This window comes from Microbacterium hatanonis (genome assembly GCF_008017415.1).
Classification (GTDB): domain Bacteria; phylum Actinomycetota; class Actinomycetes; order Actinomycetales; family Microbacteriaceae; genus Microbacterium; species Microbacterium hatanonis.
This window is the reverse complement of sequence record NZ_VRSV01000001.1, coordinates 1545427-1571147: the sequence shown is the minus strand read 5'-3', so window position 1 is coordinate 1571147 and position 25721 is coordinate 1545427. Positions and strand designations below refer to the sequence as shown.

Below are 25721 nucleotides of genomic sequence, written 5' to 3'. Positions count from 1 at the left end.
TCACTCAGCGACGAAGAGACGCATCGAGGTGCCGATGAGCGAGACCGTGTCGCCGGGCAGCGAGGCGCCCCCCTGGCCGGTGGGTCGTTCGTCCGCGCTCGACCAGACCGGCACGTAGCGCTCGATGCCGTCGACCAGGGGCAGGGTGACGTCGATCGGCCGCTCGTCGCCGTGCACCATCAGGAGCACCGTGTTCGCGTCCTCGAACTCCGGAGTGGAGGTCGCGACGTACTGGAGCGTGCGGTGCGCGGGGTTCGTCCAGCGATCCTCCGACATCATCTCGCCGCGCTCGTCGTACCACGCCATCACGGAGGCGGACGGGGTGGATTCGCCGGAGCGTGCGAAGCGGGTCGGGCGCAGCGCGGGGTTGGCCTGCCGGAGGCGGATGAGCTCGCGCACGTGGGCGAACAGATCCTCCTGCCAGGGCTCGTGCTGCCATGACAGCCAGGTGAGCGACGAATCGTGGCAGTAGGCGTTGTTGTTGCCCCGCTGCGTGCGCGCGAACTCGTCGCCCGCCGTCAGCATGGGCACACCCGCCGACAGCAGCAGCGTGCCCAGCAGGTTGCGCATGGCCTTGCGGCGCGTCGCGAGGATGCCCTCGTCGTCGGTCTTGCCCTCGGCGCCGTGGTTGAACGAACGGTTGGTGTCGGCACCGTCACGGTTGTGCTCGCCGTTGCCGATGTTGTGCTTGACGTCGTAGGAGACGAGGTCGCGGAGGGTGAATCCGTCGTGAGCCGTGACGAAGTTGACGCTCGCCAGAGGGCCCCTCTCGACGCTGAAGGTGTTCGACGAGCCCGCGAGGCGCGTCGCGAAGCCGCCGACCCCGACGGGTGCGGTGTCGGCGCGTCGCGCGTAGTCGACGTCGCTCAGCCAGAAGTTGCGGACCCGGTCGCGGTAGCGGTCGTTCCACTCCGACCATCCCTCGCCGAAGTTGCCGGTCTGCCATCCCCCCATGCCGACATCCCACGGTTCGGCGATCATCTTCACGTCGGCGAGCTGGGGGTCATGGAGGATCGCCTGCAGGAGGGGATGCTGCGGGGTGAACGCGTGCGTCTCGTCACGGCCGAGGGTGGCAGCCAGGTCGAAGCGGAAACCATCGACCTGCACCTCCTGCGCCCAGTAGCGCAGGGAGTCGATCACGAGTCTCGCGGCCGCATCGGTCGAGGTGTTCACGGCGTTTCCGCAGCCGGTGACATCGATGTAGGTGCCGTCTTCGGTCTGACGGTAGTAGTTGCGGTTGTCGATGCCGCGGAAGCTCGTGCGCGGTCCGCCGATGCCTTCCTCGGCCGTGTGGTTGTAGACCACGTCGAGAATCACCTCGAGGCCCGCCTCGTGGAGCAGCTTCACCATGCCCTTGAACTCGCGCAGTATGGCCTCCGGCCCCTCCCGGCGACTCTCTGCCGTCGCGTAGGCGCCGTGGGGGGTGAAGAAGTTGAGGGAGTTGTATCCCCAGTAGTTCGCCAGTCCGAGCTGGAGCAGTCGTGGCTCGGTCGCGAAGGCGTGCACGGGCAGGAGCTCGACGCTGGTCACGCCGAGCGTCTGGAGGTGCTCGATCATGGCGGGATGAGCGAGGCCGGCGTAGGTGCCGTGGAGTGCCGGGGGCACGTCGGGGTGCCGTTTCGTGAGGCCCTTGACGTGGCCTTCGTAGATGACCGTCCGATCGAGGGGGATGCGCGGTTTACGCGCATCGCCCCAGTCGAAGCCGCCGTCGACGACGACGGATCGCCAGTCCTCGTATCCGCCGGAGACGAGCCCTCGGGAGTACGGCTCGAGGAGGAGCGTCGTCGGGTTGAAGGTGTTTCCCGGGCCGTGCGGACCGTTGACCCGGATGGCGTACCGCGCGCCGGGACGCAGCAACTCGCTCGTCACGCTCCACACGCCGTCGCCGACGTCGGACATCGGGAGGACTGCGGTCGCCCAGTCGAGATCGGTGTCGTCGAAGACGACCAGATCCATCGCGTCGGCGGTGCCCGACCACACCCGCAGGGTCGCGATCCCGTCTGCGCCCCGCCGCACGCCCAGGTCGTCGAGAGCCGGACCGAGGAAGCGGGGGCCGGAAAGGACGGAGGACGTCTCGGTGCGGACCATGCGTCCTAGAGTAATGAGGCCGGAAGTCCGGAAAGTTACGCAAGGAGGCGGCGTGGCCGTCTACGTCGATCATGCGGCCACGACGCCGTTGCGCCCCGAGGCGCGAGCCGCGTGGCTGGAAGCCCAGGACGTGGTGGGCAACGCCTCGTCGATCCACGGCGGCGGGCAGGCCGCCCGTCGCGTGCTCGAGGGGGCCCGGGAGCGTCTCGCCGCAGTGCTGGACTGCGATCCGGTCGAGGTGGTCTTCACCTCGGGAGGCACAGAGTCGATCAACCTCGCGCTCAAGGGACTCTGGTGGTCGCGGAGGTCGGGTGCGGGCTCCATCGTTCTGCCCGACGGCGAGCACCACGCGACGCTCGACGCCGTCCGGTGGCTCGCCGACCACGAGGGCGCCACGGTCGTCCCGGTGCCCCTCGACGCGGTGGGTCGCATCGATCCCGGCATTTTCGCGCAGGCGCTTCCCGGCGCCGCGGTCGCGACCGCCCTCGTCGCGAACAACGAGGTGGGCACGGTCAACGACGCCGCCGGGCTGGCCGCTGCTGCGGCGGCGGCGGGGGTCCCGCTCCACCTCGACGCCGTCTCGGCCTTCGGACACCTGCCGGTGTCCTTCCGGCACTGGCGGGCGGATGCCGACGGCCCCACCGGGCTCGTCGCGGTGAGCGTGTCGGGGCACAAGGTCGGGGCGCCCGTGGGCGTCGGTGCGCTGGTGGTGGGCCGGGCGGCGACCCCGACGCCGTTGCAGCACGGCGGCGGACAACAGCGCGGCCTCCGTGCCGGCACCCAGGACATCGCGGGTGCTGCCGCGTTCGCGGTCGCCGCCGAGCTCGCCGTCGGCGAGCGCGAGGAGGAGGCGCGGCGCCTCGACGATCTCCGCGATGCGCTGGCACGCAGCATCCGAGACGCTGTTCCGCAGGCAGAGGTGCTCGGCGACCCGGTCGACCGCATCCCGGGGAATCTGCACGTGCTGTTCCCGGGCGCGGCGGGGGAGACGCTGCTGTTCCTGCTCGATCAGGCCGGGGTGTCGGTGTCGACGGGGTCGGCCTGTCAGGCCGGCGTTCCCGAACCGTCGCACGTCGTGCTGGCTCTCGGTCGGAGCGAGCGCGACGCTCGCTCCGTGCTGCGGTTCACCTTCGGCCGCACCTCCACGGCGAGGGACGCCGAGGCCGTGGCCCGCGCGCTTCCGCTCGCGTACGTGCGCGCCGCCGCCGCCCGCTGAGCCCCCGGCGGCCACCGCTCCTAGACTGGAGGGATGCGGATTCTTGCAGCCATGAGCGGTGGCGTCGACTCGGCCGTCGCGGCCGCCCGAGCCGTCGACGCGGGTCACGAGGTCGTCGGCGTGCATCTCGCTCTCTCGCGCGCGGGCGGCACGCTGCGCGCCGGGAGCCGGGGATGCTGCACCATCGAAGACGCCATGGACGCCCGGCGGGCGGCCGACAAGCTGGGGATGCCGTTCTACGTGTGGGACTTCTCCGAGCGGTTCCGCGACGACGTGATCGACGATTTCGTCTCCGAGTATCGTGCGGGCCGCACCCCGAATCCGTGCATGCGCTGCAACGAGAAGATCAAGTTCGCCGCGCTCTTGGAGCGCGCTGTCGAGCTGGGGTTCGACGCGGTGTGCACGGGCCACTACGCGACCCTCGTCGACGGGCCCGACGGGCTCGAGCTGCACCGGGCATCGGATTCCGCGAAGGATCAGTCGTACGTGCTCGGAGTGCTGACGGCCGAGCAGTTGGCGCACACCTATTTCCCGCTCGGGGACACGCCGTCGAAGGCGCTCGTGCGCGCCGAGGCGGCCGAGCGCGGACTGACCGTCGCGCAGAAGCCAGACAGCCATGACATCTGCTTCATCCCCGACGGCGACACCCGCGGCTGGCTCGCCGAGCGTGTCGGCGCCGAGCAGGGCGAGATTCTCGATCGCTCGGGCGCGGTGATCGGCCGCCACGATGGCGCGCACGCCTTCACCGTCGGGCAGCGCAAGGGGCTCCAGCTCGGGGTCCCGGCCGCCGACGGCAAGCCCCGGTTCGTCCTCGAGGTGCGTCCGGTGTCGAACACGGTCGTCGTCGGTCCGAAGGAAGCCCTCGCCACGGCTGAGATCGCGGGGGAGCGCCACTCCTGGGCCGGCCGGGCGCCGGCGGAGTCGGCGTTCGGATGCGACGTGCAGATCCGCGCGCACTCGGATCCGGTGCCGGCGCGTGCGACGGTGGCCGACGGCTGGGTCACCGTGGTGCCGGACGAGCCTTTCGACGGGGTCGCCCCCGGCCAGACCGCGGTCCTCTACGACGGGACGCGCGTGCTCGGCCAGTTCACGATCGCCCGCACCGTGTCGGCGGTTCCGGCGAACGTCTGACGGTCTCGCCGGGGTGGTGTCCAGCCCACGGCGATGTCGGCGACGCTCTCTAAACTGGCGGGATGGCTGACGGCGTCGACGAACTCCCCGACCTCACCCTCGATGAGGCGCGCGACGAGGTCACGTCGCTGGTCGACCGCATCATCGGTGCGCGCGATGCGTACTACGGCGCCGACGCTGAGCTGGTCGACGACGCGACCTATGACGGGTGGATGCGGCGGCTCGAGGCCATCGAACGTCTTCACCCCGAACTGCAGGGGCAGGACAGTCCGACGCTGACCGTCGGGGCAGCATCCGGCACCATGTTCGCCCCCGTCGAGCACGCCGAGCGCATGCTCAGCCTCGACAACGTCTTCAGCGCCGACGAACTCCGCGAGTGGTGCGAGAAGGCCCAGGCTTCGGCCGGACGCCCGGTGCGATGGCTCACCGAGCTGAAGATCGACGGGCTGGCGATCAGTCTGCGCTACGAGAACGGCGTGCTGACATCGGCCGCGACGCGCGGCGACGGGCGCACCGGCGAAGACGTCACGATCAACGCGGTGCGGGTGCACGGCATCCCGCAACGACTGACCGGCGAGGGGCACCCGCCGATCGTCGAAGTGCGCGGCGAGGTGTTCATACCTGTCGCGTCGTTCGAGCAGCTCAACGCGCTGCAGGCGCGGATGCGCGAGCGCGTCGTCGAAGAGAGCCGCTCGCGGGGCCGTGGTTTCGACGAGGCCCGAGCGACGCTGAGCGCCGAGCGACGCTTCCCGGCGTTCGCGAACCCCCGCAATGCGGCGAGCGGTGGTCTGCGGCAGCAGCTCGAGAAGAAGGACGGCCTCGAACTCGAGGCCGGACAGGCCCGTCTCGATTCGCTGCGCCTGTTGGTCCACGGCATCGGGGCGTGGCCGAACCCGCCGGTGGCGTCGCAGAGCGAGGTCTACGAACTCCTCTCCTCCTGGGGGCTGCCGACCAGCCCGTACTATCGCACCTTCGACGACGTCGACGGGGTGCTCGGCTACGTCGCCCACTACGGCGAGCACCGTCACGACGTGGAGCACGAGCTCGACGGCATCGTCGTCAAGGTCGACGAGCTCGACCTGCACGACGAGCTGGGGGCGACCAGCCGCGCGCCGCGATGGGCGATCGCCTACAAGTACCCGCCCGAGCAGGTCAACACGAAGCTCCTCGACATCGTCGTCTCGGTCGGGCGAACCGGTCGTGCGACGCCGTTCGCGGTGATGGCGCCGGTGCGCGTCGCCGGCTCCGTCGTGAGGCAGGCGACACTGCACAACCAAGACGTCGTGAAGGCGAAGGGGGTGCTGATCGGCGACACGGTCGTCCTGCGCAAAGCGGGCGACGTGATCCCCGAGGTGCTCGGTCCGGTCGCCGAACTCCGCGACGGTACGGAACGCGCCTTCGTGATGCCGGAGCACTGCCCCGAGTGCGGCACGCCGCTGGCGCCGGCGAAGGAGGGCGACATCGACCTGCGCTGCCCGAACGCGCGGTCGTGTCCCGCCCAGGTGCGAGGTCGCGTCGAGCACATCGGCTCGCGCGGCGCCCTCGACATCGAAGCACTCGGCGAAGTGACCGCGGCGGCGCTCACCCAGCCCGAGGTTCCCGAGCATCCACCGCTCGACACCGAGGCGGGTCTGTTCGATCTCACCCTCGAAGAGCTCGTTCCGATCCAGGTCGTCGTCCGCGACTCCGAGACGGGGCAACCCCGGATCGACGACGTCACCGGCGAGTACGTGCGACGCACACCGTTCCAGAAGCTGGGCCCGGCGACCTATCCGCCCGGTGCCGAGCTGCTCGACGCCGGCGAGCGGCGACGGGCAGGAATTCGCAAGGATCACAGAGAGGTCCTGCCGTCGGAGCAGGCGATCAAGCTGATCGCCGAGCTCGAGAAGGCCAAGACAAAAGACCTGTGGCGGCTCCTGGTCTCCCTGAACATCCGCCACGTCGGCCCCGTCGCCGCCCGTGCGCTCGCTCAATGGTTCGGCTCGCTCGAGGCGATCCGTGCCGCGTCGCGCGACGAGCTGGCAGCCGTCGAAGGCGTCGGCGGAATCATCGCCGACTCGCTCGTCGATTGGTTCGCCGTGGACTGGCATCGTGACATCGTCGATCGCTGGCGTGACGCGGGCGTCCGGTTCGCCACACCCGGCCACCCCGGTCCGGGTGCGGCGGCGGGGATCGGGGGCGTCCTCGAGGGCATCACGGTCGTCGCGACGGGCTCACTGGAGGGCTACAGCCGCGAGGGTGCGCAAGAGGCGATCCTTCAGGCAGGCGGCAAGGCCGCCTCGAGCGTGTCGAAGAAGACCGACTTCGTCGCGGCGGGTCCCGGTGCCGGATCGAAGCTCGCCAAAGCCGAGGAACTGGGTCTGCGGATCATCGACGCGGCGCAGTTCCATCTGCTCGTCACCGAAGGGCCGAGCGCTCTCGCCGAGCCGGCGGACGAGGACGAGTGACCGCGGCCGTCAGGAGCCCGTGAGCAGTTGCTCGCGCACCTGTCGTCTCAGCACCTTGCCGATCAGCGACTTCGGCAGCTCGTCGACCACGACGACCCGGCGGGGCACCTTGTAGGGGGTGAGGATGCCACGCGCAAAGGTGCGGATGGCGTCCTCGTCCAGCGCTGCTCCGGGCGCTAGCACGACCGCGGCGACCACTTCCTCGCCGCTGTGCTCATCGGGAAGGCCGACGACCGCAACGTCCTCGACCAGCGGATGCTGCCGCAGAACGTTCTCCACCTCGGTCGGGGCCACGTTGAACCCACCGGTGATGATGAGCTCCTTGATGCGGTCGACGATACGCACGAAGCCCGCATCGTCGATCGTCACGATGTCGCCCGTGCGGAACCATCCGTCGACGAACACCGCCTCCGTCTCTTCGGGGCGACCGAAGTACCCGTCGAACACCTGCGGCCCCCGCACGAGCAGCTCGCCTGCCGCCCCGGGAGCGACGTCCGACGTCGGATTATCGGGATCGACGACGCGGCACTCGGTGCCGGGCAGCGGCAGGCCGACGGTGCCCGGCACGCGGTTCGCCGCGACGGGGTTCGCCATGAGGACGGGCGAGCACTCGCTGAGTCCGTAGCCCTCGACGAGGTACCCGCCCGACTCCGCCTCGAAGGGCACGACGAGGTCATGCGGGAGCGCCATCGCGCCGGAGATGGCGATGTCGGTTCCGGTCAGAGGAACCCCCTTCTCGAGGGACGCCTTCAGCAGTCGGTCGGCGATGGGCGGCACGAGAGGGAGAAAAGTCGCCGGATGCTTCTTCGTCACCGCGAGCACCATGTCGGGATCGAAGCGGGGGAAGAGGACGAGCCGAGCTCCCATCGACATGGCGAAGGTGAGGCAGAGGGTCAGACCGTAGGCGTGGAACATCGGGAGGACGGCGTAGACGACGCATCCCTCGCCCCGGGTGATCTGCGGTACCCACGCGCGAGACTGCGCCGCGTTGGCGAGCAGATTGCGGTGGGTCAGCGATGCCCCCTTCGGGACCCCCGTCGTGCCGCTCGTGTACTGGATGATCGCGAGATCGTCCGTGGCCGGGCGAGGGTGCGAGGGGGCGAGCGGCGACGCGCCCAGGACCTTCTCCCACAGCACGGTGCCCGACACCTTCTCGGTGAGCGCCGCCCGTGACTCGCGCGCCTTCGCGATCGGCAGGCGCAGGGCGAACCGGGTGGCGGCGGGCATCGCGCGAGTCACGTCGATCGAGACGAGTGCGTCGACCCTCAGGTCGGAGGGGAACTCCTGCACGGTCCGCACGACCTTGTTCCAGACGATCGCGTGCTTCGCACCGTGATCTTCGAACTGCTTCCGTAGCTCTCGCGGCGTGTAGAGCGGGTTGTGCTCGACGACGACGGCGCCGAGGCGGAGGACCGCGTAGAAGGCGACGATGTGCTGCGGGCAGTTGGGGAGCACGATCGCGACGGGGTCGCCGGCCTTCACCCCGAGAGAGCGGAGTCCTTCCGCCGCCCGGGAGATCTGGTCCTGGAGGTCGCGATAGGTCGTGACGCGCCCGAAGAACTGCAGGGCGGGAGCGTCGGGGTAGTCCCGGGCCGAGGCGTCGACGATGTCGACGAGCGACCCCGACACCGCGTCGAGTTCGGACGGCACCCCTTCCGCGTAGCTGGCGATCCAGGGGCGCGGCGGGTCGTAGGTCGTCACGCGCACAGCCTAGTCAGCGACGCGCCGGGCACCGAGGTGCGTCGCCGCGCAGACCTAGACTGGGGGAGTGTCTGAAATTACCCCCGATCTCGTGCGCCATCTCGGCGTGCTCGCCCGGATCCAGTTGAACGACGAGGAGGTCGAGCGCCTGACCGGCCAGCTCGACGCGATCGTCGACAACATCGCGAAGGTCTCGCAGGTCGCGACTCCCGACGTCGTCGCGACGAGCCACCCGGTGGCGCTGGAGAACGTCTTCCGAGCCGACGTGCCCGGCGGGGAGCTGAGCCGCGAGCAGGTGCTGCAGAACGCGCCCGATGCGACCGAAGACCGATTCCGTGTCACAGCGATCCTGGGGGAGGAACAGTGAGCGATCTCACTCGTCTGAATGCCGCCGATCTCGCGTCCGCCCTCGCGGCGGGCGACGTGTCGAGCGTCGAGGCGACGCGCGCGCACCTCGACCGGATCTCGGCCGTGGACGGCGACGTCCACGCCTTCCTGCACGTCAGCGACCACGCCGTCGCCGTCGCGGAGGACATCGATCGGCGCCGGGCCGCGGGCGAGGAGCTCGGCCCCCTCGCGGGCGTGCCGCTGGCGATCAAGGACGTGCTCGTGACCACCGACATGCCCTCGACGAGCGGTTCGAAGATCCTCGAGGGGTACATGTCGCCCTACGACGCCACGGTCGTCGCGCGTTCGCGCGCCGCGGGGCTCGTTCCGCTCGGCAAGACGAACATGGACGAGTTCGCCATGGGGTCGTCCACCGAGCACTCGGCCTACGGACCGACGCGCAACCCGTGGGATCTCGATCGCATCCCCGGCGGTTCGGGTGGCGGCTCGGCCGCCGCCGTGGCCGCCTTCGAGGCCCCGCTCGCACTGGGTTCCGACACCGGCGGCTCGATCCGGCAGCCCGCGCACGTGACGGGCACGGTCGGCGTGAAGCCGACCTACGGCGGGGTCAGCCGCTACGGAGCGATCGCACTCGCCTCGAGCCTCGACCAGGTCGGCCCCGTCACCCGCACGGTGCTCGACGCGGGCCTCCTGCACGACGTGATCGGCGGGCACGACCCGAACGACTCGACATCGCTGACCGACACCTGGCCGTCGTTCGCCGACGCGGCGCGCGACGGTGCCCGAGGCGACGTGCTGCGCGGGCTGAAGGTGGGAGTGATCAAGGAACTGCCCGACAGCGGTTTCCAGGCCGGCGTCTCCGCGTCCTTCCGCGCGTCTCTCGCGGCCATGGAGGCGCAGGGCGCCGAGATCGTCGAGATCAGCGCCCCCCATTTCGAGTACGGGGTGGCGGCCTACTACCTCATCCTCCCGGCGGAGGCATCGAGCAACCTGGCGAAGTTCGACTCCGTGCGGTTCGGCCTGCGTGTGACGCCTCCCGGCGGCGCGACCGTCGAGGAGGTCATGGCCGCCACGCGCGAAGCGGGGTTCGGCGACGAGGTGAAGCGCCGCATCATCCTGGGCACCTACGCCCTGTCGGCCGGCTACTACGACGCCTACTACGGAAGTGCGCAGAAGGTGCGGACGCTGATCCAGCAGGACTTCGCCACCGCGTTCGCGGCTGTCGACGTCATCGCCACACCGTCGGCGCCGACCACCGCGTTCCGCATCGGCGAGAAGATCGACGACCCGCTGCAGATGTACCTGAACGACGTGACCACGATCCCGGCGAACCTCGCCGGTGTGCCGGGCATCTCGATTCCTTCCGGACTCGCCGAGGAAGACAGCCTGCCCGTCGGCATCCAGTTCCTCGCGCCGGTTCGTGAGGACGCCCGCCTCTACCGCGTCGGCGCCGCGCTCGAAGCGTTGCTCGTCGACTCCTGGGGCGGCCCTCTGCTCGATCGGGCGCCGGTCCTTCGACAGGCTCAGGCAACGGAAGGTGTCGCGTGATGGCCAAGAGTGCACTGATGGACTTCGATGAGGCGCTCGAGCGCTTCGAACCCGTGATGGGGTTCGAGGTGCATGTGGAGTTGAACACCGCGACGAAGATGTTCTCGGGCGCGCCCAACCCCGCCAACGAGGCCAACCACAGCGCCGCGCCGAACACCCTCGTGGCGCCGGTCGACATGGGGCTGCCGGGGGCGCTTCCCAACGTCAACGCCGAAGCGGTCCGCTATTCGATCAGCCTCGGGCTCGCGCTCGGATGCTCCATCGCCGCGTCGAGCCGGTTCGCGCGGAAGAACTACTTCTACCCCGACCTCGGGAAGAACTACCAGATCTCCCAGTACGACGAGCCGATCGCGTTCGAGGGCGAGGTCGAGGTGGAGCTGGCGGACGGCACCCTCGTTCGCGTGCCGATCGAGCGCGCCCACATGGAGGAGGACGCCGGCAAGCTCACGCACGTCGGAGGTGCGACCGGGCGCATCCAGGGCGCGGAGTACTCCCTCGTCGACTACAACCGCGCGGGGGTCCCGCTCGTTGAGATCGTCACCAAGCCGATCTACGGGGGCGAGCACCGCTCGCCCGAGATCGCGAAGGCGTACGTGCAGGCCATCCGCGACATCGTGCTGTCGCTCGGCATCTCCGAAGCCCGCATGGAGCGCGGAAACCTCCGCTGCGACGCGAACGTCTCCCTCCGTCCGCGCACTCCCGAAGGCGAGGCGCCCGCTCCGCTCGGAACCCGCACCGAGACGAAGAACGTCAACTCGATGCGGTCGGTCGAGCGCGCCGTGCGCTACGAGATCCAGCGGCAGGCGGCGATCCTCGCCGGCGGCGGCACGATAACCCAGGAGACCCGCCACTGGCACGAGGACACCGGGACGACCTCGCCGGGACGGCCGAAGTCCGATGCCGACGACTACCGATACTTCCCCGAGCCCGACCTGCTGCCCGTGGCACCGTCGATCGAGCTGATCGAGGAACTGCGCGCGCAGCTCCCCGAGCCGCCCGCGGTGCGTCGTCGCCGCTTGAAAGCCGACTGGGGCTTCACCGACCTCGAGTTCCAGGATGTCGCCAACGGCGGCCTCCTCGCCGAGGTCGAGGCGACGGTGGCGGCGGGCGCGAGCCCGGCCTCGGCGCGCAAGTGGTGGACCGGCGAGATCAGCCGCATCGCGAACGCGGCCGATCGCGAAGCATCCGATCTCATCGCTCCTGCCGACGTCGCCGCGCTGCAGAAACTCATCGACGCCGGCACGCTCACCGACAAGCTGGCCCGCCAGGTGCTCGAGGGCGTCGTGGCGGGGGAGGGCACGCCTCAGGAGGTCATCGACGCGCGAGGTCTCGCGGTGGTCTCCGACGATGGTGCGCTGATCGCCGCGATCGACGATGCGCTGGCATCTCAGCCCGATGTCATGGCGAAGATCCGCGACGGCAAGGTGCAGGCCGCCGGCGCGGTCATCGGTGCCGTGATGAAGGCGATGAAGGGCCAGGCCGACGCGGCGCGCGTCCGCGAGCTGATCCTCGAGCGCGCCGCTCAGTAACGATCTCCTCGCCGCGATGTCGGTGGGGGTAGCGAGAATCGGATCATGGGTCGAGCTGACGGATCGGGACGCCTCGTCTCGTCGGATGCGGCGGATGACACCGGGGCAGGAATCCTGCACGTCGACATGGACGCGTTCTACGCGTCGGTAGAGGTGCTCGACGACCCGTCTCTTCGCGGTAAGCCGATCATCGTCGGGGGCACCGAGGGTCGAGGCGTGGTGTCCGCGGCCTCGTACGAGGCGCGTCGATACGGCGTGCGTTCGGCGATGTCGATGGGACAGGCATTGCGCCTGTGTCCGATGGCGACCGTCGTGAGCCCTCATTTCGACCGCTACATCGCCCTGTCCGCGCAGGTCATGTCGATCTTCTCCGATGTCACCCCGCTGGTGGAGCCCCTCTCGATCGACGAGGCGTTCCTCGATGTGCGCGGTGCGCGACGTCTGTGGGGGAGCCCCGGCGTGATCGCTCGTGCGCTCCGCCAGCGCGTCAAGGACGAGACGGGCCTCACCTGCAGCATCGGTGCGGCGGCCACGAAGCACGTGGCGAAGATGGCGTCCACGATCAGCAAACCCGACGGCCTGCTGATCGTCGCCGAGCGCGACACAGCGGCCTTCCTCGCTCCGCGACCGGTACGAGCCCTGTGGGGCGTCGGTCCGAAGGCGTCCGAGGCGCTCGAGTCGCGCGGCATCCGCACGGTGAGCGACGTGCTCGGCACCCCGCGCGCGGTGCTCGACCGTGCGCTCGGCGCGGCGATGGGGGAGCGCATCTGGAGCCTCGCCCGCGGCATCGACGCCCGTGAGGTCGACACGACCCGCGTCGAGAAGAGCATCGGGCACGAAGAGACCTTCTCCGACGACATCTCTTCGACGGGCGTGCTCCACGTCGAGCTGAGGCGCCTCGCCGACCGAGTGGGATCACGCCTCCGCGGCCACGGGGTCGAGGCGGCCACGATCGCCATCAAGGTGCGGTTCTCGGATTTCACGACGCTCAGTCGATCCCGCACGCTCGCCGAGCCGTCAGCGGTGGGGCAACGCATCGGCGAGGCGGCTATCGAGCTCTTCGACGCCATCGAGCGCCCACTTCCCGTCCGGCTGATCGGAGTTCGCGCCGAGAAGCTCCGCGCTCCTACGTCGGGGTTCGCGCTCTGGGATGACGATGAGGAGTGGCGCAGGGTCGAGGGTGCGCTCGACGACGCGACCGCGCGCTTCGGGAAGGGCGTCATCACTCGGGCGGCTCTCCTCGGCCCGATGCGTGACACGGGGGCTCTGCCGTCGCACCCCCGCCCGTCCGCACACGAGCGCTGATCGGGTGGGCTCCCGCCGTCAAGGCCTGGGAACCGGAAGGCGCGGCGGGTACGGTGGGGCCATGCCCAACATCGCATTAGAGCTCGGTGAGCAGTCCGCGTCCTTCGGAGTGAAGTCGTCCTACGGGGAGCAGCAGGACGTCGACGGCGTTCGCCTCATCCCGGTCGCGCTCACCTGGACCGGCTTCGGGGGCGGCTCCGACGAGTCCGGCAACGGCGGTGGCGGCGGTGGCGGGTATTCGCTGCCGCTCGGTGCCTACATCCGCCGCGGTGACGATCTTCGGTTCGAACCGAACGTCGTCGCTTTCGCCGCCGTCGCCATTCCTCTCGTGTGGGTGGTCGGACGCGCGCTCAGCCGTGTCATCCGCGCACTCAAGAAGTAGCGTCGACCCGGTCGCTCGAGCTCTCGAGTCGGCCGTCACACGGATCCTCGACGCCGTGATCGGCGTCGAGGCGCCGAATCCCGTCATCCTGATAGACGGACAGAGCGGGGCCGGCAAGACCACGCTCGCTCAGCGTGTCGTTCAGCGTTGGCCCGTGCAGGGCCGGGTCCAATCGGTGGCCCTCGACTCCCTGTACCCGGGGTGGGACGGGCTCGAGGAGGGGGTCGAGTACGCGCGCACGACGGTCCTGATGCCGCACGCGCGCGGAATCATCGGGGTATGGCGGCGGTGGGACTGGGTCGACGGGGCCCGTGCCGAAGCGCACGCGGTCGACCCCTCGCTCCCTCTGATCGTCGAAGGCTCCGGACTCCTCACCCCGGCGACGGCTCGTCTCGGGGATGTCCGTGTGTGGCTGGAGTCTCCGGCACCGGAACGGCGCAGACGCGGCATCGCTCGCGACGGCGAGACGTACGAGCCGCACTGGGATCGCTGGGCGTTGCAAGAGCAGGCGCATATCGTGCGGGACGAACCGACCAGCCACGCCACCCTCGTCCTGGCGGTGCCCTGAGTCAGTGGGAGGCGTCTACCGCCTGCACGAGACCGTCCAGCCGGAAGCCCAGCCACTCGTAGATCCCGAAGCGGGGATCTTCCTCGTCGTGGTCGTCCTCCGTCTCGATCCCGAGCCGCGATGCGAGCACCAGGCGAATGGCGGCGAGCACCCGCATCCATGCACCCGATTCTTCGCCGTCGAGCGTGAGCACGAAAGCGCGCGTCAAGTCGGCCTCTTCGGCCGTCACGATGTCGAGTTCCGGCCCGCCGGTCGAGAGCGTCGCGAGCACCACGCCGGCGTCATGCCTGCGGCGGTCCAGCAGGTCGGAGCCCGTGAGCCGGCGGAACTCGGCGGAGGCGTCGGCGTCATCGGCGTACGCGTCCGGGAGGAGGCGCGCAACGGCGGGGTCGGGGGGAGCGGCGCCCTCGACGGATGTCTCGTCGAGGAGTTCGAGGAATTGCCGCACCATCCCGGAGAGATGAACGGCCTCGATGGCCGAGATCTCGAGGACGACGATCCGGTCGGTCATGAGGATGCTCCGTTCCGCACGGTCGCCCACAGGCCGTAATCGTGCATGGCCTGGGTGTGCAGTTCCATCTGCTCGCGGGGACCCCGCGACACGACGGCGTGCCCCTCGTGGTGCACCGCGAGCATCAGTCGGGAAGCCGTCTCGGCGTCGAATCCGAAGTACTCGCGGAAAACATGTGCCACGTAGCTCATGAGGTTGACCGGATCGTTCCAGACCACGGTCTGCCAGACGTCGTCGCCGAGTCGACCCGGGTCGAGGTCCTCCCGGGCGTCGAGGTGCGTGAGTGCCATGATCAGGCCCATCCCAACTCGTGCAGGCGCTCATCGTCGATGCCGTAGAAGTGCGCGATCTCATGCACCAGCGTGGTGTGCACCTCGTCGCGGAGTTCTTCCTCGTCGTCGCACACGGCGAGGTGGGCCTCGCGGTAGAGGATGATCCGGTCGGGCAGCTCGCCGACGCCGTAGCGCTCCCGCTCGGTCAGCGCCCACCCGTCGTAGAGACCGAGCAGGTCGAGACTGCCGTCCTCTGCTCTGTCTTCGACGACGAAGACGACGTTGTCGAGACCGTCGATCATCTCGTCGGGGAGACGATCGAGTTCGTCCACCACGAGTCTCTCGAACGCGTCGGAACTCAGATCAAGCATTGGGGTGAGTAACGGGGCTCGAACCCGCGACATCGGCCACCACAAGGCCGCGCTCTACCAACTGAGCTATACCCACCATGTCTCCCGCTCGCGCGGGCAACCCAACGATTCTCTCACACTCCTGCCGAGAAAGACGACACGGTGGAGGCTGCGGCTGCCTTCGCGACGTCGCTGCTGGGGCCGGGCTCGGGAACGAACACCGCCTGGCGGTAGTAGGCGAGTTCGCGGATCGATTCGCGGATGTCGGCGAGAGCGCGGTGCCCGCCGTCCTTCGCGGGCGCATGGAAGTAGGCGCGCGGGAACCAGCGACGGGAGAGTTCTTTCACACTCGAGACGTCGATGTTCCGGTAGTGCAACCAGCGGTCGATGCGGGGCATGTACTTCGCGAGGAACATGCGGTCGGTGCCGATCGTGTTGCCCGCGAGCGGTGCCTTGCCCTCGACCGGCGCGAATCTCTGGATGTACTCCAGCGCCTGGAACTCGGCGTCGGCGAGGCTGACGCCGTGGGGGATCTCCTCGAGCAGTCCGGAGGAGCGGTGCATGTCGGTGACGAATTCGCTCATCGACGCCAGGGCCGAGTCATCGGGTTTGATGACGATGGAGAATCCGGGGTCGAGGATGCGCAGGTCGAAATCCGTGACGACGACGGCGATCTCCACGAGTTCGTCGACGTCGAGATCGAGTCCCGTCATCTCGCAGTCGATCCAGACGAGTCGATCGTTCTCGGAGGCAGCCACCATGACGATCAGTCTAATGACGCCCGTCGACAGGCGGTGCGGAGTCCCCCAGGCACGATTCGAACGTGCGACAAACGGATTAGAAGGCCGTTGCTCTATCCACTGAGCTACTGGGGGCCGACGACCAGAGTAGCGGGGGTCGTCCCGGCATGCACTGGCGCGGGGTCCGCGCCAGGCGTAGCGTCCATCGGACAGGCGTAAGGAGTCGATGATGACCGAAGCGAAGACGCGCAGACTGTGGGTGGCCTACGGACCGGCGGGGGCCGTGGGCAAGATCCAGACAGACGACGACTGGTACGTCGTGCAGATGGCGGGGGCCGACGAGGAGCTCGGCCGCTACCCGACCATGGAGATCGCCAAGTCGGCGCTCACCGCGCATCTGAAACCGGGGTCGGAGCGCCCCGAATTCCGCGAGCACTGAGCGGAGATAGTCGGGCTCTCAGGCCTCGACCGGGACCCGGCGTCGCTTCGCGAGGTCGAACAGCGGCAGCGCGTGGTGCACCAGCGGTCCGATGCAGACCGCGAAGATCACGGTGCCTACGCCGACGGTCCCGCCCAGCAGCCATCCGGCGATGAGCACGGTGCTCTCCACGAGGAGTCGGCAGAGCCAGATCGGCCAGCCGAGACGGCGGTGCAGCCCCGTCATCAGTCCGTCGCGCGGTCCAGGGCCGAACGCCGTCCCGAGGTAGAGCCCGGAGGCCAGAGCCACGAGCAGGGTGCCACCGACCAGCATGGCGCCCCCCGTCCAGACGTCGGGCGCCGTCGGCACGAAAGCCAGCGTCGCCTGGATCGAGGTGCCGACGAGAGCGACGTTCGCCAGCGTGCCGATCCCCGGCTTCTGCCGGAGGGGGATCCACGCCAGGAGCACGAGGGCACCGAGGATGTTCGTCACCCAGCCGATGCCGACGCCGGTGTGGATCGAGACTCCCTGCGCGAAGACCGTCCACGGGTCGACGCCCCACCCGGCGCGGATCGTCAGAGCGCACCCGGCCCCGTAGAGCACGAGACCGATGAGGAGCTGGAGGATGCGTCGGGCCATGCGAACATCCAATCACCGGATTGGACCGTACCGGAGAGGCCAATTCATCTAATCTGGATTCATGGACTCACGGATATCGGCCCGCTCCCTCGCCGCCTCGCTCGGCGGTTGGCGCTCGAAGGATCCGGTGTACGAGGCTCTCGCCGACGGCATCCGGCTCCTCTGTCTCGACAATCGGATCGCGCCGCGCACGGCCCTCCCCGCGGAACGGGAATTGTCGGCGGAGCTGCGCCTGAGTCGCACGACAGTGGCCGCCGCGTACCGGAGTCTCCGTGACACCGGGCACATCGAGAGCGTCCGCGGCTCCGGCAGCATCACTCTGCCTCTGCGGCGCACAGACCCTGGGCATCGTGCCACCGGCGACGAGACCATCGACCTGCAGCAGGCGAGTCCACCCGCGTGGCCGGGGCTGGCCGGCGTCATCACAGACGTGGCGGCCGGGGCAGCGACACTCGTCTCCACGGTCGGGTACGACATCGTCGGCCGTCCTGGACTGCGCGATGCCATCGCCGCCCGTTACACGGCCCGGGGGATCCCGACCACTCCCGACGAGGTGATGATCACGACAGGCGCGCAGAGCGCGATCCACCTGATCGCGTCGGTGCTGCTGGGTCGCGCCGACAGGGTGCTCATCGAGACGCCCACCTATCCCCACGCGGCCGATGCCTTCCGCCGCGCCGGTGCTCGCATGGTCGGCGTCCCGGTGACGACGTCGGATGGGTGGGACCTCGACCGCGCGGAGCAGGCGTTCGCGCGAACCCTCCCGGTGCTCGCGTATCTGATGCCCGATTTCCAGAACCCGACGGGTCGCACGATGACGGCGCAGGAGCGTGCGGTCATCGCCGCGGCCGCCGACCGATCGGGCACCCTCGTCATCGTCGACGAGACCACGTCCGATCTCGACATCGATCGGGCGATCGAGCCCGAGCCGTTCGGCCGGGGGGAGTCGGTGATCCGCCTCGGCTCGCTCGGGAAGACGGTGTGGGGCGGCTTGCGGATCGGATGGATCCGAGCGGAGGCCGAACTCGTCCGTCGTCTCGTCTCCGCACGCGCCGTGCACGACCTGGGCACACCGGAGATCGAGCAGGCGGTCGCCGAGGCACTCCTGCCTCGCCTCGACGAGATCGCCCAGCAACGCGCTCACCTGCTCCGGCAGGGGCGAGACGCCGTCTCGGCCGCGCTGCGCGATCGGATTCCCCAGTGGCGCGTGCCCGCCGTCGACGGCGGAGTGTCGCTCTGGGTCGAGCTGGACGCCCCGCTGAGTTCCGGTCTGGTCATGGCCGCGCGAGCGCGGGGCCTGTACCTCTCGGCTGGATCGCGCTTCGCAGTGGAAGGCGGCTACGACCGCCACCTGCGCGTGCCGTTCACGGCCCCCGCGGCGACACTCGTCAGCGCCGTGTCGATCCTGGAGCAGGTCTGGCCGACCGTGCACGACGGAGCGCCCCGGGCGCTGGTCGACAGTTTCGACGCCGTGGTCTGAGCGTCATCGCTGATAGCGGAGGCAGTCGAACGCGTCGGAGACGGCCCAGAACTCGCCGAGCGAGCGGAACGATCGCGTGCCCCCGTGGTACCGCTCGGCTCGGAATCTCCATCCGTCGGCGACCGCGACGGCACGCACATGGCCGAGGGGTCTCCCGTCGGCGTCGGCTACCCGCCAGAGGGTCGCCGCCGCGCGGGTGAGGCGCACCCACGGCGGTAGGTCGAATGTCGGGGCTTCGCGCTCCAGCGTCTGCATGTTCGTTCCTCCGTTCGATTCGAAGATATGTGCGGCCTCCGACATCGTGACGCGCGGCCGACGGGTCGTCGATCGACTCCTCCCCATCGGGGGAGGTCGGGCGATCATCCCCAGAAGCAGACGAGGCCACGCGCCGGGGTGTCCCCACGGCGAAGCTGGAGACGCTCCGGCGTTCGACGGGCACTCGGGCGCCGGAGCATCCCCGACCGAAAGGACACGAAATGACCGACACCATCACGTTCACGGGCAATCTCGCTGCGGAACCGGAGCATCGCATCCTCGGAGGCGGTGCGTCCGTCACCAACTTCCGCGTGGGGTCGACCCACCGCCGGTTCGACAAGTCGACCGAACGATGGGTCGACGTGTTCACGAACTGGTACCAGGTGTCGGCCTATCGCGCACTCGGGGAGAACGCCTTCGCCTCGCTGCACAAAGGCGACCGGGTGATCGTCACGGGCCGCCTGCGCCTCCGAGAGTGGGACAACGGCACGAAGCGCGGTCTCGCCGTCGAAGTCGAGGCGGATGCCGTCGGACACGATCTGCTCCGAGGACGCACGACGTTCCACAAGAACGGGGGCGCCGTCGAGCCCGCCGCGCCGGCGCCGGTGGTCGCACCCGATGGCGAGTCGCACCAGCCCGAGCCCGTGGTCGCGGCCGCACCGGTGGTGGCCGCGACCGATTCCGACGGGTGGGCCATCCCTGCGGCGACGGCCGAGCGCGCACCGGCGACGCAGCTCGCCGACACGCCCTTCTGAGGTGCGCCCGTAGACTCGCAGCGTGATCGGACCGACTGCCTCCCGCCGTGCCGGCCTCGTCGTTCTCGCCCTCGCGGTGGCGACCGCGCTGGTCGGATGCACCGATACGCCCGACCCCGTGCCGACCGCGACGGCCACGCTGACCCCGACGGCTGAAGCACCGCCCACGGCCGAAGCGCCGAGGCTGGTGCCGGAGGGTGACGCTTCGGCCAATCTCCCGTACTTCGCGCAGATCGTGCAGTCGGTCGCCGCCGGACCCGACGTCGGGCGCGCGTACGTCGATGCCCTCGTCGCCGCGGGTTTCGACAGAGCGGCCATGCAGGTGACCGAGAATCAGTCGACCGTCGGCAACGATGCGGAGAGCATCCAGTTCTCGGTGCGCTGGGGCGAGGAGTGCCTGATCGGGCAGGTCGGCCCCTCGACGGGACAGCCCGTGACCGTGGTCATGCCGGGACTCGCGGCCGGCCGGTGCCTCGTGGGGAACACCCGCCCGATCGATTGGTGACCCCGCGCCCCGGTCGGCCCGGCTCGCGCCCCTAGACTGGGAGCGATATGGCTGAGTACATCTATCAGATGGTCCGCGCGCGAAAAGCCGTGGGCGACAAATTGATCCTCGACGACGTCACGATGTCGTTCCTTCCGGGCGCGAAGATCGGAATGGTCGGCCCGAACGGCGCCGGAAAGTCGACGATCCTGAAGATCATGGCGGGTATGGACACGCCGTCCAACGGCGAGGCGAAGCTCAGTCCGGGCTTCTCCGTCGGCATCCTCATGCAGGAGCCCGAGCTCGATGAGAGCAAGACCGTGCTGGAGAACATCCAGGACGGCATCGCCATCAAGGCGAAGGTCGACCGCTTCAACGAGATCTCCGCGCTGATGTCCGACCCCGACGCCGACTTCGACGCGCTCCTCGCCGAGATGGGCACCCTGCAGGAGGAGATCGACGCGGCCGACGCGTGGGATCTCGACTCGCAGCTGGAGCAGGCGATGTCGGCCCTGCGCACGCCGCCGAGCGACGCCGCGATCGCCAACCTCTCCGGTGGTGAGAAGCGACGCGTCGCGCTCACCAAGCTCCTCCTCCAGAAGCCCGATCTGCTGCTCCTGGACGAGCCCACCAACCACCTCGATGCCGAGAGCGTGCAGTGGCTCGAGCAGCACCTGCAGAAGTACGCCGGCGCCGTCATCGCCATCACGCACGACCGGTACTTCCTCGACAACGTCGCGGAGTGGATCGCCGAGGTCGACCGCGGTCGCCTCATCGGGTACGAGGGCAACTACTCGACCTATCTCGAGAAGAAGGGCCAGCGACTCGAGGTCCAGGGCAAGAAGGACGCCAAGCTCGCCAAGCGCCTCTCCGAGGAGCTCGAGTGGGTGCGATCCAACGCCAAGGGCCGCCAGGTCAAGTCCAAGGCTCGACTCGCCCGCTACGAGGAGATGGCCGCCGAGGCCGACCGCACGCGCAAGCTCGACTTCGACGAGATCCAGATCCCGCCGGGGCCGCGCCTGGGCAGCATCGTGATCGAGGCGAAGAAGTTGCAGAAGGGCTTCGACGGGCGCTCGCTCATCTCGAACCTGAGCTTCAGCCTGCCGCCCAACGGAATCGTCGGCGTGATCGGTCCGAACGGCGTCGGAAAGACGACGCTCTTCAAGACCATCGTGGGCCTCGAGCCCGTCGACGGCGGCGAGGTCAAGATCGGCGAGACCGTCAAGATCAGCTACGTCGATCAGAACCGGTCCAACATCGACCCGCAGAAGACGCTGTGGGAGGTCGTGTCCGACGGGCTCGACATCATCACGATCGGCAAGGTCGAGATCCCCTCGCGCGCCTACGTGTCGAAGTTCGGTTTCAAGGGACCCGACCAGCAGAAGAAGGCCGGCGTGCTCTCCGGTGGAGAGCGCAACCGTCTGAACCTCGCTCTGACCCTCAAGGAGGGCGGCAACCTGCTCCTTCTCGACGAGCCGACGAACGACCTCGACGTCGAGACGCTGAGCTCGCTCGAGAACGCACTGCTCGAGTTCCCCGGCTGCGCCGTGGTCATCACCCACGATCGGTGGTTCCTCGACCGCATCGCGACCCACATCCTCGCCTACGAGGGAACCGACGAGAACCCCGATCAGTGGTACTGGTTCGAGGGAAACTTCGAGGCGTACGAGGCGAACAAGATCGAGCGGCTCGGTCCGGATGCGGGCAACCCCAGCCGCTCCTCGTACCGCAAGCTCACGCGTGACTGACACGACCTCGGAGCGGGGGAGCGCCATCGAACCGGATGCTGCGCGCCCCCGCATCCACGTGCCCATCCATCTGCGGTGGGGCGACCTCGACGCGCTGGGGCACGTCAACAACACCTCGATGCTGAAGCTGCTCGAGGAGGCACGGCTTCGCGCGTTCTGGAAGGGCGACGGCGCGGCCGAGCCTCTTCCCACCGCGGTCTTCGAGATGGACGTGCTCGAGAGCGGCGGGTCGCGCGCGACACTCATCGCCCGTCAGGAGATCGAGTACTACCGACCCGTTCCCTACGGACAGCGACCTCTCGACGTGCAGATGTGGATCGGGCGCATGGGCGGCTCGAGTGCCGACATCTGCTTCGAGGTGTACAGCCCCCTGGGTGACGAGGCCCCGGTGCTCTATGCGCGCGCGACGGCGGTCGTGGTGATCGTCGACACCGCGAGCGGGCGGCCGACCCGCTGGAGCGAGCTGGAGCGCCGCGCGTGGGCGCCGTTCATCGGAGCGCCCATCGACTACCGGCGGGGCTCTGCTTCCTGACGCACCCGCACCATGACCTCCTGCGCGACGCTCGCGACCAGAGCGCCGTCCCGCGAGTAGATCCGTCCGTTCGACAGCCCGCGTCCCCCGCGGGCGCTGGGCGACTCCTGCACGTAGAGCAGCCACTCGTCGACACGCGCGGGGCGGTGCCACCACATGGCGTGATCGAGGCTCGCCACCTTGAGTCCGGGCGTCGTCCACGCGATGCCGTGGGCGCGCATGATCGACTCCTGGATCGTCATGTCGCTCATGTAGGCGAGGGCTGCGCGGTGGGTACCCGCGTCGTCGGGCAGCGCGCGCTTGACGCGCATCCACACGGCTTGCCGCGCGACGGGCTCGTCGACGTCCACGTAGATGGGCGACGGCACGTGCCGGACGTCGACGGGGCGTTCGCGGAAGATCCGTCCCGAGTGCGGGTGGGCGCGGACGATCTCGCCCTCGATGTCGGGCAGCTCGTCGGGGTCGGGGTACCCCTCGGGCATGGGCGCCTGATGCTCGAGACCTGGATCTTCGTCCTGGAACGAGGCGATCATCGAGAAGATCGGCACGCCCGACTGGTACGCCTGTGTGCGCCGGGTCGAGAACGAGCGCCCGTCGTGGATGCGATCGACCGAGAAGGTGATGTCGGCGCTGGCGTCACCGGGCCGGAGGAAGTACCCGTGCATGGAGTGCGGAGCGCGCTCGGCGGGAAGCGTCCGGGATGCGGCGACGACCGACTGGGCGAGCACCTGCCCTCCGTACACCCGTCCGCCGGGCATCGCTTGCGAGACACCGGTGAAGATGTCCTCCGTCGTCCGAGCGCCCGCGTCGCGGAGATCGAGCACCGCGAGGAGCGAGGCGACGGGATCGAGGGCGTCAGGCACGTGATCCTCCCGTTCCGACGAGCATCCGCTCGCCGCTTGGTAGTTTAGGGCGGGTGTCCGCTCGTCTCGTGTTCCCCGATCCGCAGGGCGCCGCCGACGTCGTGACGTTCGCCTCCCGCGCCGCTCAGCTCGGCGATGGTGCTGTGCGGCTCCGCGCCGCGGAGGGGACGCTCGTGATGACGTCCGCCCCGCTGGCGCCGCGCGACCTGCTCGATGCGACCCCTACGGTGCTCGGTCTGCGGGCCACGGCGATCGACCCTGAGCTCGTCTGCGATCTCGTGGTGCCCGGCACCGCCCTCGCGGTCGCTCCCGATGACGCATCGCAGCTGGTGCTGCCGGACTCCGCCCTGACGGCGACGTGGGCGGGGATCTCGCCGCCGCGCGCAGGGTGGCGAGCCGTCGGCGAGGTCGCCGCATCCGTTCTCGCTTCGCGTGCACAGGCGGGTATCGCCAGCGTCGCCCAGGCCGTCCCGCGCGATGCGGGCGAGGAGATCGTGCAGAGCGTCCGGGCGAGCGTGTGGGGTGCAGCCGAGCCCCTTCTCGACGGTCTGCCGCTGGGTGCCGCCTTCGCGGCCTTCGCGCTCGGATTCATCTCCGGCGAGGAGCAGGCACAGGTACGCGAAGCCGGCCCGTGGCGTCGGCTCTCGCTGCGGCGGGGGCACGTGCTGGTGAGGACGACGGTCCGCAACGGGCTCACGGCCGTGCGTTCCACCGGCGCCGTGAGTTAGACCGCCGCCGCCGCGCGTCCGGCGACGCGCCCGGAGAAGAGGCATCCGCCGAGGAACGTGCCCTCGAGCGCGCGGTAGCCATGCATTCCGCCGCCCCCGAAGCCGCTGGCCTCGCCCGCGGCGAACAGCCCCGGCACGGGCTCGCCGCCGAGCCCGAGGACCCGTCCTTGCAGGTCGGTCTGGAGCCCGCCGAGCGACTTGCGGGTGAGCACGTGGAGCTTCACGGCGATGAGAGGCCCCGCAGCGGGATCGAGGATGCGGTGGGGTGCGGCCGTGCGGACGAGACGGTCGCCGCGGAACGAGCGCGCCGATCGCAGCATCGCGATCTGGGCATCTTTCGTGAAGTCGTTCTCGATCTCGCGGTCACGCGCTTCCACCTCCGACCGCACCCGGGCGGTGTCGAGCAGGTCGCCGCCGGGGAGTGCTCGCATGCCCGCGAGAAGATCGTCGAGGTTGTCGCGCACGACGAAGTCCGCGCCGTTGTCGAGGAACGCCTGAACGGGCCCCGACGCTCCCTTCCCGAGGCGCGACCGCACCAGGAGCGGGACGTCCTTGCCCGTGAGGTCGGGGTTCTGCTCGCTGCCGGAGAGGGTGAACTCCTTCTCGACGATGCGCGAGGACAACACGAACCAGGAGTGGTCGTGACCGGTGCTCCGCAGGTGAGCCAGCGTGCCCAGCGTGTCGAACCCGGGGAAGAGGGGGACGGGGAGCCGCCGCCCCGTCGCGTCCAGCCAGAGGGATGACGGACCGGGCAGGATGCGGATGCCGTGATCGGGCCAGATCGACGACCAGTTCTGGATGCCCTCGACGTAGTGCCACATCCGGTCGGCGTTGATCACCGTGCCGCCGGCCGCTTCGGCCACGGGGAGCATGGAGCCGTCGACGTAGGCGGGCACCCCCGAGAGCATCGTGCCGGGTGCGGTGCCCAGGCGCTCCGGCCACATCGCGCGCACCAGGTCATGGTTGCCCCCGATCCCGCCCGACGCGACGATCGTGGCAGTCGCACGCACCTCGAAGCGGTCGACCGCGTCGCGATCCGTGGCCGCGCCCCGCTCGGCGAGGCTCGGCGCCAGGACGTCACCGACGGCGCCCACCACGACGCCGTCATGCACCGCCAGCTCCGTGACACGGTGGCGGGGGAGCACCACCAGGCGCCCGTCCGACTCGGCGTCGTCGGCCGCGCGGAGGAACGGAGCGAGCACGCCCGGGCCGGTTCCCCACGCGATGTGGAACCGAGGCACGGAGTTGCCCGGGCCTATCGCGCCGTACCCGCCGCGCTCCGCCCACCCCACGACGGGGAAGAAGCCGAGCCCCAGCCCGCGCAACCACGAGCGCTTCTCACCGGCGGCGAACTGCAGATACTCCTCGGCCCACCGGCGGGGCCACGCATCTTCCGGACGATCGAAGGCGGCGTTGCCGAACCAGTCCTGCCGCGCGAGCTCGAGCGAGTCCTTCACTCCGAAACGGCGCTGCTCCGGAGAGTCGACGAGGAACAGACCGCCGAACGACCACCACGCCTGCCCGCCGAGGTTCGTGCGGGGCTCCTGGTCCACGACCAGCACGCGCTTGTTCGCGAGGAGGGCCTCACGCGTCGCCACCAGGCCGGCCAACCCCCACCCGACGACGAGAACATCGGTGTCGTAGATGCGAGCGGTCATGGCGACTCCTTCGTCGTCGTGCGAT

26 protein-coding genes and 2 tRNA genes are annotated in these 25721 nt (G+C 69.6%); 16 read left to right on the top strand and 12 right to left on the bottom strand.

Going from position 1 to position 25721, the window contains the following annotated elements; all coding sequences use genetic code 11:
- On the bottom strand, nucleotides 1-2088 hold the full coding sequence (glgX, locus tag FVP77_RS07550) for a glycogen debranching protein GlgX (RefSeq protein ID WP_147893923.1): 2088 nt from the start codon (nucleotides 2086-2088) through the stop codon (nucleotides 1-3).
- 52 nt (nucleotides 2089-2140) lie between these two features.
- Here glgX and FVP77_RS07545 point away from each other — a divergent pair, with 52 nt between their 5' ends.
- The 3 genes from FVP77_RS07545 (at nucleotide 2141) to ligA (ending at nucleotide 6882) form a co-directional block, all read left to right on the top strand.
- Nucleotides 2141-3304, top strand: a complete 1164-nt coding sequence (locus FVP77_RS07545; RefSeq protein ID WP_147893922.1) for a cysteine desulfurase family protein — start codon at nucleotides 2141-2143, stop codon at nucleotides 3302-3304.
- 33 nt (nucleotides 3305-3337) lie between these two features.
- Nucleotides 3338-4435, top strand: coding sequence for a tRNA 2-thiouridine(34) synthase MnmA (mnmA, locus tag FVP77_RS07540; protein WP_147893921.1), 1098 nt, complete (start codon nucleotides 3338-3340; stop codon nucleotides 4433-4435).
- A 62-nt stretch (nucleotides 4436-4497) separates the two neighbouring features.
- On the top strand, nucleotides 4498-6882 hold the full coding sequence (gene ligA, locus FVP77_RS07535; protein WP_147893920.1) for an NAD-dependent DNA ligase LigA: 2385 nt from the start codon (nucleotides 4498-4500) through the stop codon (nucleotides 6880-6882).
- 9 nt (nucleotides 6883-6891) lie between these two features.
- Here the strand turns inward: ligA and FVP77_RS07530 are convergent, their stop codons facing one another.
- On the bottom strand, nucleotides 6892-8583 hold the full coding sequence (locus FVP77_RS07530) for a long-chain-fatty-acid--CoA ligase (RefSeq protein ID WP_147893919.1): 1692 nt from the start codon (nucleotides 8581-8583) through the stop codon (nucleotides 6892-6894).
- A gap of 67 nt (nucleotides 8584-8650) precedes the next feature.
- Here FVP77_RS07530 and gatC point away from each other — a divergent pair, with 67 nt between their 5' ends.
- The 6 genes from gatC to FVP77_RS07500 all read left to right on the top strand — a co-directional run bounded on the left by gatC (nucleotide 8651) and on the right by FVP77_RS07500 (nucleotide 14263).
- Nucleotides 8651-8950 (top strand): Asp-tRNA(Asn)/Glu-tRNA(Gln) amidotransferase subunit GatC, encoded by a 300-nt coding sequence (gatC, locus tag FVP77_RS07525; RefSeq protein WP_121149275.1) that lies wholly within the window; start codon nucleotides 8651-8653, stop codon nucleotides 8948-8950.
- A complete protein-coding gene (gene gatA / locus FVP77_RS07520; RefSeq protein ID WP_147893918.1) occupies nucleotides 8947-10479 on the top strand; it encodes an Asp-tRNA(Asn)/Glu-tRNA(Gln) amidotransferase subunit GatA in 1533 nt (510 codons plus the stop codon). Before gatC ends, gatA begins: the two co-directional genes overlap by 4 nt.
- Nucleotides 10479-12008 (top strand): Asp-tRNA(Asn)/Glu-tRNA(Gln) amidotransferase subunit GatB, encoded by a 1530-nt coding sequence (gene gatB, locus FVP77_RS07515; protein ID WP_147893917.1) that lies wholly within the window; start codon nucleotides 10479-10481, stop codon nucleotides 12006-12008. The genes gatA and gatB overlap by 1 nt, the downstream gene beginning before the upstream one ends.
- A gap of 45 nt (nucleotides 12009-12053) precedes the next feature.
- The gene (gene dinB, locus FVP77_RS07510; RefSeq protein ID WP_147893916.1) at nucleotides 12054-13313 is read left to right on the top strand and encodes a DNA polymerase IV; all 1260 of its coding nucleotides are present in this window, start codon (nucleotides 12054-12056) and stop codon (nucleotides 13311-13313) included.
- A gap of 61 nt (nucleotides 13314-13374) precedes the next feature.
- Entirely contained in the window at nucleotides 13375-13695 is a 321-nt protein-coding gene (locus tag FVP77_RS07505; protein ID WP_147893915.1) for a hypothetical protein, read from the top strand.
- Nucleotides 13670-14263 (top strand): nucleoside/nucleotide kinase family protein, encoded by a 594-nt coding sequence (locus tag FVP77_RS07500; RefSeq protein WP_246134008.1) that lies wholly within the window; start codon nucleotides 13670-13672, stop codon nucleotides 14261-14263. Before FVP77_RS07505 ends, FVP77_RS07500 begins: the two co-directional genes overlap by 26 nt.
- A 1-nt stretch (nucleotide 14264) precedes the next feature.
- Here FVP77_RS07500 and FVP77_RS07495 read toward each other — a convergent pair whose 3' ends face one another.
- The 6 genes from FVP77_RS07495 to FVP77_RS07470 form a co-directional block, all read right to left on the bottom strand.
- The gene (locus FVP77_RS07495; protein ID WP_147893914.1) at nucleotides 14265-14774 is read right to left on the bottom strand and encodes a DUF2017 family protein; all 510 of its coding nucleotides are present in this window, start codon (nucleotides 14772-14774) and stop codon (nucleotides 14265-14267) included.
- Nucleotides 14771-15076, bottom strand: a complete 306-nt coding sequence (gene clpS, locus FVP77_RS07490) for an ATP-dependent Clp protease adapter ClpS (protein WP_147893913.1) — start codon at nucleotides 15074-15076, stop codon at nucleotides 14771-14773. The genes FVP77_RS07495 and clpS overlap by 4 nt, the downstream gene beginning before the upstream one ends.
- Nucleotides 15067-15417 (bottom strand): metallopeptidase family protein, encoded by a 351-nt coding sequence (locus FVP77_RS07485; RefSeq protein WP_116646400.1) that lies wholly within the window; start codon nucleotides 15415-15417, stop codon nucleotides 15067-15069. The genes clpS and FVP77_RS07485 overlap by 10 nt, the downstream gene beginning before the upstream one ends.
- Nucleotides 15418-15493, bottom strand: a tRNA-His gene (locus tag FVP77_RS07480).
- A 37-nt stretch (nucleotides 15494-15530) separates the two neighbouring features.
- Nucleotides 15531-16157 (bottom strand): oligoribonuclease, encoded by a 627-nt coding sequence (orn, locus tag FVP77_RS07475; protein ID WP_147893912.1) that lies wholly within the window; start codon nucleotides 16155-16157, stop codon nucleotides 15531-15533.
- 41 nt (nucleotides 16158-16198) lie between these two features.
- Nucleotides 16199-16271: transfer RNA gene (locus tag FVP77_RS07470), tRNA-Arg, on the bottom strand.
- A 94-nt stretch (nucleotides 16272-16365) separates the two neighbouring features.
- On the opposite strand from FVP77_RS07470, the gene FVP77_RS07465 reads away from it, so the two are divergent.
- On the top strand, nucleotides 16366-16575 hold the full coding sequence (locus FVP77_RS07465) for a methyltransferase (protein ID WP_147893911.1): 210 nt from the start codon (nucleotides 16366-16368) through the stop codon (nucleotides 16573-16575).
- 18 nt (nucleotides 16576-16593) lie between these two features.
- Here the strand turns inward: FVP77_RS07465 and yczE are convergent, their stop codons facing one another.
- Complete coding sequence (gene yczE / locus FVP77_RS07460) at nucleotides 16594-17193, bottom strand: membrane protein YczE (RefSeq protein WP_147893910.1); 600 nt, start codon at nucleotides 17191-17193, stop codon at nucleotides 16594-16596.
- Between the two features lie 61 nt (nucleotides 17194-17254).
- On the opposite strand from yczE, the gene yczR reads away from it, so the two are divergent.
- Complete coding sequence (gene yczR, locus FVP77_RS07455; RefSeq protein WP_147893909.1) at nucleotides 17255-18673, top strand: MocR-like transcription factor YczR; 1419 nt, start codon at nucleotides 17255-17257, stop codon at nucleotides 18671-18673.
- Nucleotides 18674-18676: 3 nt separating this feature from the next.
- On the opposite strand, the gene FVP77_RS07450 is transcribed toward yczR, so the two are convergent.
- Nucleotides 18677-18928 (bottom strand): hypothetical protein, encoded by a 252-nt coding sequence (locus tag FVP77_RS07450; protein WP_147893908.1) that lies wholly within the window; start codon nucleotides 18926-18928, stop codon nucleotides 18677-18679.
- A gap of 221 nt (nucleotides 18929-19149) precedes the next feature.
- On the opposite strand from FVP77_RS07450, the gene FVP77_RS07445 reads away from it, so the two are divergent.
- The 4 genes from FVP77_RS07445 to FVP77_RS07430 are packed head-to-tail and all read left to right on the top strand — an operon-like array spanning nucleotide 19150 to nucleotide 22447.
- A complete protein-coding gene (locus FVP77_RS07445; protein WP_147893907.1) occupies nucleotides 19150-19683 on the top strand; it encodes a single-stranded DNA-binding protein in 534 nt (177 codons plus the stop codon).
- Nucleotides 19684-19705: 22 nt separating this feature from the next.
- Nucleotides 19706-20188, top strand: a complete 483-nt coding sequence (locus tag FVP77_RS16805) for a DUF6993 domain-containing protein (RefSeq protein WP_342779737.1) — start codon at nucleotides 19706-19708, stop codon at nucleotides 20186-20188.
- A gap of 47 nt (nucleotides 20189-20235) precedes the next feature.
- Nucleotides 20236-21915, top strand: coding sequence for an energy-dependent translational throttle protein EttA (gene ettA / locus FVP77_RS07435; RefSeq protein ID WP_147893906.1), 1680 nt, complete (start codon nucleotides 20236-20238; stop codon nucleotides 21913-21915).
- The gene (locus FVP77_RS07430; RefSeq protein WP_246134006.1) at nucleotides 21908-22447 is read left to right on the top strand and encodes an acyl-CoA thioesterase; all 540 of its coding nucleotides are present in this window, start codon (nucleotides 21908-21910) and stop codon (nucleotides 22445-22447) included. Before ettA ends, FVP77_RS07430 begins: the two co-directional genes overlap by 8 nt.
- Here FVP77_RS07430 and FVP77_RS07425 read toward each other — a convergent pair.
- Nucleotides 22423-23310 (bottom strand): acyl-CoA thioesterase, encoded by an 888-nt coding sequence (locus FVP77_RS07425; RefSeq protein WP_246134005.1) that lies wholly within the window; start codon nucleotides 23308-23310, stop codon nucleotides 22423-22425. The genes FVP77_RS07430 and FVP77_RS07425 overlap by 25 nt on opposite strands.
- 53 nt (nucleotides 23311-23363) lie before the next feature.
- Between FVP77_RS07425 and FVP77_RS07420 the strand changes: the two genes are divergently transcribed.
- The gene (locus tag FVP77_RS07420) at nucleotides 23364-24038 is read left to right on the top strand and encodes a DUF8185 domain-containing protein (RefSeq protein WP_147893904.1); all 675 of its coding nucleotides are present in this window, start codon (nucleotides 23364-23366) and stop codon (nucleotides 24036-24038) included.
- On the opposite strand, the gene FVP77_RS07415 is transcribed toward FVP77_RS07420, so the two are convergent.
- Nucleotides 24035-25696, bottom strand: a complete 1662-nt coding sequence (locus FVP77_RS07415; protein WP_147893903.1) for an FAD-binding dehydrogenase — start codon at nucleotides 25694-25696, stop codon at nucleotides 24035-24037. The genes FVP77_RS07420 and FVP77_RS07415 overlap by 4 nt on opposite strands.
- Nucleotides 25697-25721 lie beyond the last annotated feature (25 nt).

Bases quoted from the DNA above. Each gene is read 5' to 3' on its own strand.
- glgX (WP_147893923.1), bottom strand. From the start codon at position 2,088: ATGGTCCGCACCGAGACGTCCTCCGTCCTTTCCGGCCCCCGCTTCCTC.
- mnmA (WP_147893921.1), top strand. From the start codon at position 3,338: ATGCGGATTCTTGCAGCCATGAGCGGTGGCGTCGACTCGGCCGTCGCG.
- ligA (WP_147893920.1), top strand. From the start codon at position 4,498: ATGGCTGACGGCGTCGACGAACTCCCCGACCTCACCCTCGATGAGGCG.
- gatB (WP_147893917.1), top strand. From the start codon at position 10,479: ATGGCCAAGAGTGCACTGATGGACTTCGATGAGGCGCTCGAGCGCTTC.
- dinB (WP_147893916.1), top strand. From the start codon at position 12,054: ATGGGTCGAGCTGACGGATCGGGACGCCTCGTCTCGTCGGATGCGGCG.
- FVP77_RS07505 (WP_147893915.1), top strand. From the start codon at position 13,375: ATGCCCAACATCGCATTAGAGCTCGGTGAGCAGTCCGCGTCCTTCGGA.
- FVP77_RS07495 (WP_147893914.1), bottom strand. From the start codon at position 14,774: ATGACCGACCGGATCGTCGTCCTCGAGATCTCGGCCATCGAGGCCGTT.
- clpS (WP_147893913.1), bottom strand. From the start codon at position 15,076: ATGGGCCTGATCATGGCACTCACGCACCTCGACGCCCGGGAGGACCTC.
- FVP77_RS07485 (WP_116646400.1), bottom strand. From the start codon at position 15,417: ATGCTTGATCTGAGTTCCGACGCGTTCGAGAGACTCGTGGTGGACGAA.
- orn (WP_147893912.1), bottom strand. From the start codon at position 16,157: ATGGTGGCTGCCTCCGAGAACGATCGACTCGTCTGGATCGACTGCGAG.
- FVP77_RS07465 (WP_147893911.1), top strand. From the start codon at position 16,366: ATGACCGAAGCGAAGACGCGCAGACTGTGGGTGGCCTACGGACCGGCG.
- yczE (WP_147893910.1), bottom strand. From the start codon at position 17,193: ATGGCCCGACGCATCCTCCAGCTCCTCATCGGTCTCGTGCTCTACGGG.
- yczR (WP_147893909.1), top strand. From the start codon at position 17,255: ATGGACTCACGGATATCGGCCCGCTCCCTCGCCGCCTCGCTCGGCGGT.
- FVP77_RS07450 (WP_147893908.1), bottom strand. From the start codon at position 18,928: ATGCAGACGCTGGAGCGCGAAGCCCCGACATTCGACCTACCGCCGTGG.
- FVP77_RS07445 (WP_147893907.1), top strand. From the start codon at position 19,150: ATGACCGACACCATCACGTTCACGGGCAATCTCGCTGCGGAACCGGAG.
- ettA (WP_147893906.1), top strand. From the start codon at position 20,236: ATGGCTGAGTACATCTATCAGATGGTCCGCGCGCGAAAAGCCGTGGGC.
- FVP77_RS07415 (WP_147893903.1), bottom strand. From the start codon at position 25,696: ATGACCGCTCGCATCTACGACACCGATGTTCTCGTCGTCGGGTGGGGG.